Origin of the sequence: Vibrio sp. TRT 21S02 (assembly GCF_050113675.1) — a bacterium.
Taxonomy (GTDB): Bacteria; Pseudomonadota; Gammaproteobacteria; order Enterobacterales; family Vibrionaceae; genus Vibrio.
The window spans coordinates 40,795-52,088 of sequence record NZ_JBNJOI010000001.1; the positions used below are offsets into that span (position 1 = coordinate 40,795).

The window sequence follows — 11,294 nt, forward strand, 5'->3', positions numbered from 1 at the left end:
TTAACTGACTGACAGCATAATATTACGTCAATGGCTGTGTTTTTGTACAGGTTTATGCTGCTTCTCCTGTATTCACATCAAACTTTAGGTGTAGGCTTGCCATGCCTTTGATTTCTGGGTCGTTGTTCACCTCATCCATAATTAGGTGACATACGGGGATGATCTCGTCTTTGTCATACTCACGACCGACCTTTTCTGGGTCAGGGAAGTTCGAACCAGGTTGCGGCATCATTCCCCCTTTACCTGCAGGGAATCGGTGACCTACAAGGATGTCTTGAGCTGTGATGTTCTTAATTCGCTCGAATTCATCCTTTGTGGCTATGTCGCCAACGGGTATCAACTGAATGCCTTTTTCATGACCATTGGGAATATTCACAAACATGCTGCGGAAGTTGCCAACACCTTTTGAACTGGCGATCTTCTCTTTCAGCATCTTTTCATCATCATCACTTAGGTTCGGGTCAGTGGCATAGAAGATAAAGCCCATGTGAGCCCCGTTTTTGAAGTATCGACGTCTGAACAATGTGGCGTCTTGGTTCAACATGCTGCTTTGAATGCTGCCTAGATAATCAGGCAATCCATAAACCTGCTGTTGTGGGTCGTATTGGCTCAAGAAAATGACATCATCTGGATTATAGGTGCGTTGTTTGTTGCCACGCTCCAAAATGACAATTTTCCCATTCTTGCGTTTCCGAAGGTACATAGCTGGCAATGGATGAAAGCGGACTACTCGACCAAAGTGATCTCGAATCTTCAATAATGCTCCATGACCAAATTGGAAGTAATCACGGCAAAAAGCCAGCATTTGCTTTCGACGGATGGCACCTTGCTGAAAACGAGCGGTGACATAATTGCCACGGGCAACTAATAGCGAACCATGGTAGGCGTTTGCCCTTGCTATATCTGCTAGCCCTTCGGGGGAGATTGGCGGTTCCCAATAATCGTCAGTGTCGTTGTAAAACAAGTCCGTGTAGTTTGTCATCCAACTATTTGAATCGATGGATTCAGGTGCGCCAAGGTCTACGCCATACACCGATGATGATTGACTTTCTTGTTGTGTTACAAGGTGTGTTGTTTTCTCTGTCATTATGCTGCCATTGCGTAGGTAGATTTGCGTTTTGTTGAGTGATCGATAGGTTCGTTAATCAATGCGTGTGAGAGTGCCCAGAAATCATCGGCATGACCAACCAACTCGCTTCGATCGGCTTTAAACGTTAATGCGTTACCACTATTCGTCGGTACTCGTTTTATCGCCATGAATGACATTGCGGTTTCTTTGAGTGTTTCGTCGAATTGAAGTCGATTGCTGTCAATAACATCAATCATTTTCATGACTAGTCGGTTTTTACTGTCGTTCGAATAGTGAATGGGAACCACTTCACGTGGGAATTTGTTTTGGAGCAGGTCGTAAACACCTGCACCGATACCGGTGACGTCGATACCAAGGTAACTAACGTTAAAGCGTTCGAATACTTTGGCGATCTCACTGGCCTGATGCTGAAAACTCAAACCACGCCAACTTAGTTTCTTTAACACTCGGAACTTTTCGCCAGCGACAATCGGTGGAGCGACCACCATTAGCACAGCGTTATCACGAGTTCGAGAAGGGTCGTAACCTAACCAAACCTCTCTATTACCAAACGGTTGAGGGTCGTCAGGGTTGTAGTCTCGCCATATTCCAGAGTCGACCATACATTTCTGAATTTTGTTAAATTCAAAAATGGAGCTAGCACCGTCAACAAAAATACACATGAACAGGTTGTTGAACTCTGCATCACTGTATTCATCGCGGAGATCTTCGAGGTCTACCAGGTCAAAGCCACTGGCGACAGCATCTTCAATTGTGATGACATAACGCCATTGCTTGTCAGGGCATAATCGACCACCGTCTCTAAACTCATCGAATGTTGGGAATTCGATGTTTTTACGAGAGTCTTTGCCTTCCTTCCATGCGTCACCTGTCCAGAATGTATAGGCTGGATGGGTTTTACTTGATGGGGTAGAAAAGTATGTTCTGCGCCAGTGCTTATGAGTAGCGATAGCAGACGAAACTTTTTTTACTTCTTCAAACCGGCTAATCCAGAAGTATTCATCTGTGTATAAATGGCCGCTGTATGACTGTGCGGTTTTACCATTGGTAGAAAGAAACCTAAGAGTTGCGCCATTAGAGAGCACAATAGGGTTGCCAGATAGTTCAAGGTCGAAAAACTCTTTAGCAATACGAATGATGTATGTGCGGAATACTTCGGCTTGAGCTCGTGAAGCTGAAAGGAATATTTGATCATCACCATTGATGACCGCATCTTCAAAGGCTTCACCAGAAAAGTAATAGGTCGCGCCAATTTGTCGAGATTTTAAAATGTTGCGAATGCGCTGATGCAAGTTTTCGCGCATGACTTTTTGAAAGGCATAAAGTGAATTGTGCCATGGAGCAAAGTCATCACCTGTCAGGTGGTCGACGTTGTTTTTCTTCTTGCGTCCACGTGATTTTTTACCATCGCCTTTATTATTACCGCTGTTCTCATTTCGACCTTGGGGCTCTGGTTGGTTTAAGCGTTTTTCAGCTTTGGCTTTAGCGTCAGCATTTGCCCTGAGTAGTTTAACGTGATGTTCGATAAGACGGTCCATCTCCTTGAGCTGCTGGTCGCTCTTTTCGTCTTTATCAATCAACACCGCTAAACGGCGGTTAATCATCTCTTCAACAGATAAATCGTTAACGAGTAAATCCCAGCCGAATTTCTCCGCCCAGGTATAAACAATGCGTGAACTGTTTAAGCTTAGTTCCGCTGCTATTTCTTTAGGAAGTACGCCACGGATATACATCCTTTTGGCGGCTTCTCTTATTTCATCTGAATATGCCATAAGCGCATCATACGCCCCGAAAACTCGCAAATGACTAAGCAAAATTCGGATGAATTCGGATATGGGCTAAATCCGAATTTCTAGGAATTGAAGTGGCTGAAACGACTTATTCAAAGGCGTATTGTTTGCTCAAACAGAGATGTGAATAACTAACCTGAGAGCGAAAATGCCAAAAATTAGTGATTGGAAAATCATTGCAACAGAAGGTCCAACCGTTGACGGGAGAAAAATTACCCGTGAGTGGATAGAGCAGATGGCTGCAAGCTATGACACCAAAGAGTACACCGCACTGATTTGGCCGGAGCACCGCCGTTTTTATGGCTACGGTGAAAACTGGGGCAAAGTCGTTGAGCTAAAAGCTGAAGAAAAAGATGGCAAGTTACGCTTGTTCGCAAAGCTTGAGCCTAACGATTACATGCTAGAAGCCAATCGTAAAAAGCAAAAGCTATTTACATCTATTGAACCAAATCCCGATTACAAGGGCGAAGGGCGTTGCTATTTAATGGGCCTAGCTGCGACTGACTCCCCAGCCTCCACAGGTACATCGCTCCTTCAATTCTCTCGTAAGCAAGGCGAAACCACCGAACTTGAATGCAGTGCTCTTGAAGAAATTGACTTCTCAGCCTGTTTCACCAAGAAAGACCGCTTTTTTGCGGCATTCAATGAATTTTTCTCTTCTGGCGATGAAGAGCCAGAAACTCCATCAAAAGTAGAGGACACCGAAGTGACCGAAGAGCAACTAAAAGCAGCACTGAAAGAGCAGTTTTCTGCGTTCAAAGGCGAGTTCAAAAAAGAACTGAAAGAAGAGTTCAACTTGCAAGCAACTCCAGAGCAAAGCGAAACACCAGAAACGCCTGATAAACAGAATGCAGGTGCAACGGTAGAGCAGTTTTCTACCACTTTGGAAGCGCAGCTAAAACCATTGTTGGAAAAAGTTGACGGCTTAGAAACTAAGTTCAACCAACTTTCGAAAGAAGTACCAGGTCAAGAGCCTAATGACGCTGGTAACGGTGACGATTACAGCCCCGTTTAAACCGCAGAACTTGGCTAACTGAATTAACTAAATTAGGAGAGATCGCGTAATGTCGCAGATTCTTACTCAATCAGCCCGTGACAACATGGACCATTTCGCGCAGAAGTTAGCGCAGAGTTATGGTGTCACCAATGTGGCTCAATTGTTCAATGTATCACCTCAGTTAGAAACTAAGCTGCGTGCGGCTATCGTCGAATCGGCAGAGTTTCTAAAAATGATCACGGTGACAACCGTTGACCAAATCGAAGGTCAAGTGGTCGATGTTGGCGTTAGCGGTCTGTATACCGGTCGTAAAGCTGATGGTCGTTTCACTAAACAACTTGGTGTTGGCGGTCATAAATACAAGCTAGTTGAAACAGACTCATGTGCTGCAATTACTTGGGCAATGCTTTGTCAGTGGGCTAACCAAGGCGGTCGTGGCAAGTTCATGAAACTGCTGACTGAATTCTCTAACCAGATGTTCGCACTCGATATCATTCGTGTTGGTTGGAATGGTGTGTCTGCTGCTGCAACAACTAACCCAACGACCAACCCACTTGGTCAGGATGTCAACGTAGGTTGGTATCAGTACGTGTTGGAGAAGAAGCCATCACAAATCGTTGATGAAGATGTCTATTTTGATGACGCTGGCGATTACAAAACGCTTGATGCGATGGCATCGGACATCATCAACAACCAGATTCACCCAGCGTTCCGCAATGACCCACGCCTAACTGTTTATGTTGGTTCTGGTCTAGTTGGTGCGGCTCAGTACAAAACGTACAGCAAAGCCGACACGCCAACAGAGCAAATCGCTGCGCAAAAACTGGATAAGTCTATCGCTGGCCGTCCTGCTTATGTGCCGCCGTTCATTCCAGATAATGCGATGGTTGTGACTATTCCTACCAACCTGCAAGTGCTGACGCAGCATGGTACTACCCAGCGTAAAGCGAAGCATGAAGAAGACCGCAAGCAGTTTGAAAACGCTTACTGGCGTATGGAAGGTTATGCCGTGGGTGTTCTGGAAGCCTTTGCTGCTTACAACCCAGCGAAAGTCCATATCGCGCCTAAACCTGCTGCCTAACGGAAGGTAATCGATAGCTATGAACTTATCCCCAGCAATGCGCCATAAGTTGGCGCATATGAAAGCCGAACAAGAGCCAATGAATGTTGAAGTGGTAAACACCGATAGCCTTCATTTAAAGCTCATCGAGTTCGAAGAAGACCGCAAGTACTTAAAAGGTTTTAACGCCATTGCTGATCGAGTGGAACATAAACGCTCTGTATTGGTGCCTAAGTACAAGCCGTATATCGAAAAATACCTAGAAGATGGTGACGTTTATTCGAACCCTATTTTCAGCGACATGATCGTGTGGTTGTTCGATATCCAAGAACTTGAATTGGCAATCGACTGGTGTTTCAAAGCTATCGATTTGGGCTTGCCTCTTCCTGAGGGCTGGCGTCGAAAAGACTGGGGAACTGTCTGTGCTGATTTTGTTCTGCAGTGGGCAGAGAAAGAGTCTGCAGAAGGTCGCAGTGTAGAGCCGTACTTTAGCCAGGTATTCGAGAAGGTCGAAAAAGAGTGGCGTTTGCATGAAGAAGTTCATGCCAAATGGTTCAAGTTTGCTGGTCTGCACCTGATTCGAAATGAAGAAGGTAAACCACTCGCTTCTTCGGTGGGCTGCGTTGAAACACTGCAAAAAGCTTTAGTGCTGCTTGAGCACGCTGACGACAAAAGCGAAAAAGCCCAGGTGAAAACGCACATTAACAAAATTAAGAGTCGGATTAACGCCTTACAAGAAGGCAAAAATCTGTAACTCAAAGACTCCTACGCCACCGCGCTCGGCTGGCGAGGTTGCAATAACCGCAAAGGTTCATTGTAAACCGTCGACCCAGTGGCTAGAGCGCCCCTATTTTGAAGAATCGTAAGGATTGATCATGAAGAACTTAGTTAAATGGATAGTTACTTTGATGCTAGTGATAGCGGCATTAGTTAGTCACCAGTTGGGTTATGTAAGTGAAGGTGTGGTCAATCTGATGTTGGTAGCCGCTTGGCTCAATGCAGCCTTACTGATTTGCATGTTCTTCGTACTCTTTGATGACAAGAAGTTAAATGACTTTGCAGATCGGATTAGAACATCTGGGTTAAAGCCTTGGCATAGCAAATTGCAATCAACACTCGTGACACTGATTGGCTGCACGTTTATCTATTTTGGTTATTGGATTACGGGAGCAGTCTGGTTAATAGCTGCACTGATTGCATCGGTAGTTACGTACGCTCTTCATCAAATGGCGAGTGTTGAACGATGAGCTTTGGTGGATACGTCGAAGAAAATGCAAATACAGACATCGAGTCCGGTGGCTGGCCTGTGCTGAAAACCAGTGAGTTTCGCCAGATGAGACGTATTCCTTCACTGTTCGATGAAAGCTCAATTATTACTGCACTTCAAGCCGCTAGCTTGTACGTGCAGGGTGAACTGGATGAATTGTTGGTTGATGGTGAAGCACCTGCACTCGATACGCTGAAAGCATCCGTTTATAAGCGTGCCGTGTATGGAACCGCTCATGCTGACTTATTGCCAGAGTTCGCAACTCAAGACCGAAGAGAAGCGGCAGAAAATACAGCCGAAGACGATTTCAAACAGGCTGACCGATTTAGAACTCAAGCAAAACGGGACATTAGTTTGTTGCTTGGTAGAAGTGTCAACAAGGTGGATTTGATCTGATGCAAACCAAATTACAAGCCTTACACAAATACCTATGTCAGCAACTTCAAGGCAATGTCCATGCGAAAAAGATTCATGCTACCCAAGCTGGCGGTGAGTTGATTGTAAATGGTGAAGACAGAGGCAATGGCGGCTATCGAATTGCTAACTGGTTTTACCAAGCAGGGATACTGATCGAGAACTTCCCTCATAACAAATTAGACCCAAATACATTGTTCGCTTTGGTGGCTTGTTGGATTTCTGAATTTGACCCTGAAAGGGACGAGAACGAAGAGCTTGGTAATCCTGATATCGAGATCGATGTAAACAACGAAGAAAGCGCAGATGTATTAATAAAAATTGCCTTTGAAGAACCCATCGAGTTGATACCAGACCCGAAAGGGTTAGTGCTTTGGAATAGCCAAACTTATCGAGTGAATCCAGTAGAAATCTGGATAGCGGAAGAAGGCGAAATCACGAATGCAGCCAACGATAACGCTTAACGCCAATGATGCAGTCAGTGCCAGAAAAGCACTTGAAGCGTTGATGCTGCCACCAAAGAAACGATTTTGGATTCTAAAAGATTTAGGTCGCTGGGAAATACGCAATACCCGAAGCCGCATTAAGCGTCAGAAAGACACTAAAAACAAAGCGTATGACAAGCGAAAGAAAGGCGAAGGTGCAGTACTAACGAGCTTCGCCAACGGGATGGAACCCTACGTTAAGAATGGAGCAAAGGATCTCGACTTAACGTGGAAAAGCCGGATTCAGGCAAAAAAAGCCGCTGTTCATCAACAAGGTATGACAGAGACGGTCACCGCCAGGCAGCACATAAAAAGCCAGAACAAAAGGTTTGGACAACCTGATTATGAAGCGCAAGCCACTGATGAACAAGCCCATGCACTGCGCCGTTTAGGTTACAAAATCAGGCGAAAAGATGGCGGATTTAATCGCCTGAGTAAACGCAATATTCAAAAGCGACTGACGTTAGGTCAAGCAGGGCTAATTATCCGCATGATGCGTTCAGGTAGTCCGAAAGGGAAACAGAGCTGGACGATAGAAACACCAGAACGTGAGTTGCTTGGAACCCGAAAAGAACTGGTCACCAAACGACTGTTACGCAACATCGAAAAAGCCAAGCACCGCTAGGCGAAGAGAGGATAGAACTGATGGCAACCGGAAAGGTAGAAGTCAATAACTTGAACTTGGGGCAAGGCGATATCCCCGAAATTGAACGCCATCTGCTTTTCATTGGCATTACGTCAAAAGCAGAACTGCAAGGCAAAGTCACTCGTGTTTCTGCAATGACTGACCTATCAGGTGTTGTCGCAGAAGATGAGTTGGGGGCGAATGTGATCGCCGCTCAGCTCAACGGTAAACAAAACTGGACTGCTGCTATCTATGGTTTAACCGCTCCAGAACTTTGGACGGGCGCAGTAGATGAAGCCAATAAGACGGATTCGTTCGAAGGTATTGTTCTGGTAGACAAGACCACGGATAAAGCCGCTTTTGATGACATGATGGCAAAACACAATGAGCTAGTGAGCAAACTAGGTCGTTGGGTGTTCATCTTGGCTGCAGTACCTGGTATCGATTCAGACACTCAAACATGGTCTGAATATGAAACGGCAATGCTTGCACTAGTGAAAGATGTTGCTGCGAATATGGTGGTACCAGTGCCACAGCTTCACGGTAATAACATCGGTGTGTTAGCTGGTCGCCTGTGTGATCGTAGTGTCACGGTAGCAGATACACCTATGCGTGTTGCAACAGGTAACGTGCTGGGCTTGGGTGATGCACCTGTAGACAGTGCTGGCAAAAAGCTTGAAATGTCGACCATTGAAGCACTTGCAATCGCTCGTTACTCAGTGCCGCAATGGTATGCCGATTACGAAGGTATTTATTGGACTGATGCGACTACGCTCGAAGCTAAAGGTGGTGACTATCAGTACCTAGAGTATGTACGTCCGGTACACAAACTTAATCGCCGTGTTCGCGTGAAAGCGATTCGTCGTATTGGTGACAAAATTCTCAACTCTACACCAGAGTCTATCGAGCTCAATAAGCAGTATTTCTCAAAAGACATGCGCCAAATGAGCAAAGGTATTCAACTCGGTGACATTCAATTCCCAGGTGAAATCATGCCGCCACGTGATGGTGATGTGACTATCCAATGGATGACCAAATCAAAAGTGGTGATCGGTTTAATGGTGCAGCCGCATAACTGCCCTAAGCACATTGTCGTCAATGTTGCGCTAGACCTGTCTAACCCAGCTGATCAGGAGGCATAACCATGCGCATTTCCGGTAAGAATCTCAAATTCACTTTAAATGACCTCAAGATTAGTGCGCAGAAATGGACAGTTTCTATCACTGACAATAGTGCGGTGACCAAAACCAATGGCGTCCCTGATGGCTTTGTAGAAGGTGATGTCGAAGCGTCTGGCGAACTAGAGCTGATCACCAGTCAATTTAACTTGCTGATGAAAGCTGCCGCTGGCGCAGGTTCATTCCGTGGCTTGCCTACGTTCGACGCTATGGGCTACGGCAAAACGGAGCGTGACGAGCTCAAAGTAGAGATGTTTGGCATTAAGTTGAAAATCTCTGATCTGATTGATGCAGATAGCAACGGTGGCAGTGCGCTAGTTCATAAGATTCCGTTTGATGTGACTGATCCTGATTTTATCAACATCAATGGCGTGCCGTACCTACGACCAGAAGAAACCGCCGACATTATTGGGTAGGTGGTAGATGCCGGACTTATTTGATCATGCAAGCGGTATCGAAACCAAACAAACGGAAATGGCACTGGCCAAGCAATTGGCAGCCAGTGCCAAAGCGAAAGCAGAACACCCGAACGGCGAAACGCATTGCGTTGAATGCGGTGAGGAAATCCCAGCCGCACGCCGAAAGTATCTGCCTCACTGCTGCACTTGTGTAGCTTGCCAAGAACTTCTAGAGAAGAGGGCAAAACGTTGAAACGATTTGTATTGAAACGCCGTTATTTTCAAGACGGCACATTTGGAACACTTCACCGTGAAGACGGAAGCCAAGTGTGTGTGATTGCTGAACGTAGTTGGCGAAATAACCTGCCTGGTAAATCGTGTGTACCAGAGGGTTCTTATCAAATTCTGCCACATAAATCGCCTAAGTTTGGTGATTGCTATGCGCTAGAAGCTAGCGAACTGGGTGTAACTCGTCAGGGTCCGAGTTTAAGAACTCACATTCTGATCCATAAAGCGAACACACCAAGCCAACTTCAAGGATGTTTAGCACCAGGTGTTGATTTTGGTTTTGTTGGGAATGAATGGGCCGTGGTTAATTCAAAAGCAGCATTTGAAGCATTGATGCACGAGCTTGATGGTCAATCGGCTGTTTTAACCATCGTAAAGGACTGAGCCATGTGGGAAAGCGTTAAATCATTAATTGCCACAGCCGCGCCAATGATTGGCACTGTGATCGGTGGCCCTGCAGGTGGTGCCGTAGGTGCGATGGTTGCGAGTACTTTAGGCGTAGAAAATACGCCAGAAGCTATCGAACAAGAGTTGCGAAACAATCCTGATGCACTGCTAAAGCTCAAACAGCTTGAAAGTGATGAACGTATCAAACTGCAAGAGCTGGCTTTGAGTCACTCAAAGATTGAAAGCGAAGAACGCAAGTTGGCGATTACCACTCAAGCTGCAACCCAGCAAGCAGAGTTAGCCAGCAATGACGCCTATGTTCGACGTTGGCGACCAACGTTTGGTTATGCGATGTGTTTGGCTTGGTCCCTGCTGTTCTTCGGCTTGGCTTTTGCGCTGGTTTTCCACCCAGAGCAAGCAGCCAGTGTTGTGAATAGTGTTGTGGCTCTTACTCCTTTGTTTAGCGTTGCTCTAGCCGTGTTGGGTATCAGCATCCATAAGCGAAGCCAAGATAAGCAAGTCGCTCAAGGGACTAAACCTGCAGGGTTTATCGGGAGCTTAAAGCAAGCCGTTACGCAAGGAGGCTAAATGGAAGATTTGCGCGTGTGGTTGGCAGTGGCTGCTTTTCTACTGACTCTGATTGGCTTTGTGTACACACGTGCAGAGAAATCCAATAGCACAGCAAACAGCCTAATGCAGCGCACTCATCAAAATGAAATTGCTATCGAAAGAATGAGAGCGGATAACGCGGAAAAATACGCAACGAAACACGAGCTTAGGGAAGCCGTGGACGATCTTAAAGAATCCATTAACGGACGGTTCGACCGTCTAGAAACGAAATTAGATAGAGAGAAAATCACATGACTCAGAAAACCATCGTTTTAATCGTAGCAGGTAAAGAAATGACATTTGTGCCAGATGCTGACATGTATGGCGAGTACATTGGCTCAAGTGCACAAGGGTTGATCGCAGATGCATCACACAACCTTGTAATGCAAGCAGTAGCTGATGAATCGAAAGAAGAAGTCCGTACGTTGCTAGATTCGAATGTAGGTGCAGCTATTCAGTTAGCAGCCAATATCGTGAAGAACTATGCACCTAAAATCGCCATTACGGTAAAAAAATAGAAAGTCTGGTCAAGTCAATTGAAACCAGTGATTTGAACCAGATGTACACCTTACGTAAGAAATGGCTACCTCATGAACCAGATACAGAGAAAACCTTGGCACAGGCTGTTTGGTTGGAAAAAAAGTATTGGGAAGATATGAGCTCAGCTATGACGAATGGAACAGCAAGAGCATTCACAGGATAACTG

17 protein-coding genes are annotated in these 11,294 nt (G+C 45.7%); 15 read left to right on the forward strand and 2 right to left on the reverse strand.

Annotated features, from left to right (window positions below; translation table 11 throughout):
- Positions 1-52: 52 nt before the first annotated feature.
- Positions 53-1,087: a phage portal protein gene (locus ACQEXU_RS00255; protein ID WP_076621548.1), complete on the reverse strand. Its 1,035-nt coding sequence runs from the start codon at positions 1,085-1,087 to the stop codon at positions 53-55.
- Positions 1,087-2,862, reverse strand: a complete 1,776-nt coding sequence (locus ACQEXU_RS00260; RefSeq protein WP_427009223.1) for a terminase large subunit domain-containing protein — start codon at positions 2,860-2,862, stop codon at positions 1,087-1,089. The genes ACQEXU_RS00255 and ACQEXU_RS00260 overlap by 1 nt, the downstream gene beginning before the upstream one ends.
- 166 nt (positions 2,863-3,028) lie before the next feature.
- Between ACQEXU_RS00260 and ACQEXU_RS00265 the strand changes: the two genes are divergently transcribed.
- The 15 genes from ACQEXU_RS00265 to ACQEXU_RS00335 all read left to right on the forward strand — a co-directional run bounded on the left by ACQEXU_RS00265 (position 3,029) and on the right by ACQEXU_RS00335 (position 11,291).
- Positions 3,029-3,895: a GPO family capsid scaffolding protein gene (locus tag ACQEXU_RS00265; protein ID WP_031844052.1), complete on the forward strand. Its 867-nt coding sequence runs from the start codon at positions 3,029-3,031 to the stop codon at positions 3,893-3,895.
- A gap of 49 nt (positions 3,896-3,944) precedes the next feature.
- Entirely contained in the window at positions 3,945-4,958 is a 1,014-nt protein-coding gene (locus ACQEXU_RS00270) for a phage major capsid protein, P2 family (protein ID WP_031844053.1), read from the forward strand.
- A 19-nt stretch (positions 4,959-4,977) separates the two neighbouring features.
- Positions 4,978-5,691 carry a phage terminase small subunit gene (gene gpM, locus ACQEXU_RS00275; protein ID WP_124940849.1) on the forward strand — a complete coding sequence of 238 codons (714 nt, stop codon included), beginning with the start codon at positions 4,978-4,980 and terminating at the stop codon, positions 5,689-5,691.
- A 121-nt stretch (positions 5,692-5,812) separates the two neighbouring features.
- Positions 5,813-6,184, forward strand: coding sequence for a hypothetical protein (locus ACQEXU_RS00280; protein WP_124940850.1), 372 nt, complete (start codon positions 5,813-5,815; stop codon positions 6,182-6,184).
- Positions 6,181-6,600 carry a head completion/stabilization protein gene (locus ACQEXU_RS00285; protein WP_031844056.1) on the forward strand — a complete coding sequence of 140 codons (420 nt, stop codon included), beginning with the start codon at positions 6,181-6,183 and terminating at the stop codon, positions 6,598-6,600. Before ACQEXU_RS00280 ends, ACQEXU_RS00285 begins: the two co-directional genes overlap by 4 nt.
- Positions 6,600-7,082 carry a phage tail protein gene (locus tag ACQEXU_RS00290; RefSeq protein WP_427009224.1) on the forward strand — a complete coding sequence of 161 codons (483 nt, stop codon included), beginning with the start codon at positions 6,600-6,602 and terminating at the stop codon, positions 7,080-7,082. Before ACQEXU_RS00285 ends, ACQEXU_RS00290 begins: the two co-directional genes overlap by 1 nt.
- Positions 7,060-7,728, forward strand: coding sequence for a hypothetical protein (locus tag ACQEXU_RS00295; RefSeq protein WP_031844058.1), 669 nt, complete (start codon positions 7,060-7,062; stop codon positions 7,726-7,728). The genes ACQEXU_RS00290 and ACQEXU_RS00295 overlap by 23 nt, the downstream gene beginning before the upstream one ends.
- Positions 7,729-7,748: 20 nt before the next feature.
- On the forward strand, positions 7,749-8,870 hold the full coding sequence (locus ACQEXU_RS00300; protein ID WP_427009225.1) for a DUF2586 domain-containing protein: 1,122 nt from the start codon (positions 7,749-7,751) through the stop codon (positions 8,868-8,870).
- The gene (locus ACQEXU_RS00305) at positions 8,867-9,322 is read left to right on the forward strand and encodes a phage protein (protein WP_427009490.1); all 456 of its coding nucleotides are present in this window, start codon (positions 8,867-8,869) and stop codon (positions 9,320-9,322) included. Before ACQEXU_RS00300 ends, ACQEXU_RS00305 begins: the two co-directional genes overlap by 4 nt.
- 7 nt (positions 9,323-9,329) lie before the next feature.
- Positions 9,330-9,557 (forward strand): TraR/DksA C4-type zinc finger protein, encoded by a 228-nt coding sequence (locus ACQEXU_RS00310; protein WP_031844061.1) that lies wholly within the window; start codon positions 9,330-9,332, stop codon positions 9,555-9,557.
- On the forward strand, positions 9,554-9,976 hold the full coding sequence (locus ACQEXU_RS00315; RefSeq protein WP_427009226.1) for a DUF5675 family protein: 423 nt from the start codon (positions 9,554-9,556) through the stop codon (positions 9,974-9,976). Before ACQEXU_RS00310 ends, ACQEXU_RS00315 begins: the two co-directional genes overlap by 4 nt.
- 3 nt (positions 9,977-9,979) lie before the next feature.
- The gene (locus ACQEXU_RS00320; protein ID WP_070969258.1) at positions 9,980-10,567 is read left to right on the forward strand and encodes a 3TM-type holin; all 588 of its coding nucleotides are present in this window, start codon (positions 9,980-9,982) and stop codon (positions 10,565-10,567) included.
- Positions 10,568-10,843 (forward strand): hypothetical protein, encoded by a 276-nt coding sequence (locus ACQEXU_RS00325; RefSeq protein ID WP_031844064.1) that lies wholly within the window; start codon positions 10,568-10,570, stop codon positions 10,841-10,843.
- Positions 10,840-11,106, forward strand: coding sequence for a putative phage tail assembly chaperone (locus ACQEXU_RS00330; protein ID WP_123782030.1), 267 nt, complete (start codon positions 10,840-10,842; stop codon positions 11,104-11,106). Before ACQEXU_RS00325 ends, ACQEXU_RS00330 begins: the two co-directional genes overlap by 4 nt.
- Before the next feature lie 41 nt (positions 11,107-11,147).
- Positions 11,148-11,291, forward strand: a complete 144-nt coding sequence (locus ACQEXU_RS00335) for a DUF6890 family protein (RefSeq protein WP_375732262.1) — start codon at positions 11,148-11,150, stop codon at positions 11,289-11,291.
- The last annotated feature ends 3 nt before the right edge of the window (positions 11,292-11,294 follow it).

Coding starts and splice junctions, on each gene's coding strand:
- ACQEXU_RS00320 (WP_070969258.1), top strand. CDS start 9,980: ATGTGGGAAAGCGTTAAATCATTAATTGCCACAGCCGCGCCAATGATT.
- ACQEXU_RS00270 (WP_031844053.1), top strand. CDS start 3,945: ATGTCGCAGATTCTTACTCAATCAGCCCGTGACAACATGGACCATTTC.
- ACQEXU_RS00295 (WP_031844058.1), top strand. CDS start 7,060: ATGCAGCCAACGATAACGCTTAACGCCAATGATGCAGTCAGTGCCAGA.
- ACQEXU_RS00260 (WP_427009223.1), bottom strand. CDS start 2,862: ATGGCATATTCAGATGAAATAAGAGAAGCCGCCAAAAGGATGTATATC.
- ACQEXU_RS00285 (WP_031844056.1), top strand. CDS start 6,181: ATGAGCTTTGGTGGATACGTCGAAGAAAATGCAAATACAGACATCGAG.
- ACQEXU_RS00335 (WP_375732262.1), top strand. CDS start 11,148: ATGTACACCTTACGTAAGAAATGGCTACCTCATGAACCAGATACAGAG.
- ACQEXU_RS00255 (WP_076621548.1), bottom strand. CDS start 1,087: ATGACAGAGAAAACAACACACCTTGTAACACAACAAGAAAGTCAATCA.
- ACQEXU_RS00300 (WP_427009225.1), top strand. CDS start 7,749: ATGGCAACCGGAAAGGTAGAAGTCAATAACTTGAACTTGGGGCAAGGC.
- ACQEXU_RS00280 (WP_124940850.1), top strand. CDS start 5,813: ATGAAGAACTTAGTTAAATGGATAGTTACTTTGATGCTAGTGATAGCG.
- ACQEXU_RS00310 (WP_031844061.1), top strand. CDS start 9,330: ATGCCGGACTTATTTGATCATGCAAGCGGTATCGAAACCAAACAAACG.
- gpM (WP_124940849.1), top strand. CDS start 4,978: ATGAACTTATCCCCAGCAATGCGCCATAAGTTGGCGCATATGAAAGCC.
- ACQEXU_RS00325 (WP_031844064.1), top strand. CDS start 10,568: ATGGAAGATTTGCGCGTGTGGTTGGCAGTGGCTGCTTTTCTACTGACT.
- ACQEXU_RS00265 (WP_031844052.1), top strand. CDS start 3,029: ATGCCAAAAATTAGTGATTGGAAAATCATTGCAACAGAAGGTCCAACC.
- ACQEXU_RS00330 (WP_123782030.1), top strand. CDS start 10,840: ATGACTCAGAAAACCATCGTTTTAATCGTAGCAGGTAAAGAAATGACA.
- ACQEXU_RS00290 (WP_427009224.1), top strand. CDS start 6,600: ATGCAAACCAAATTACAAGCCTTACACAAATACCTATGTCAGCAACTT.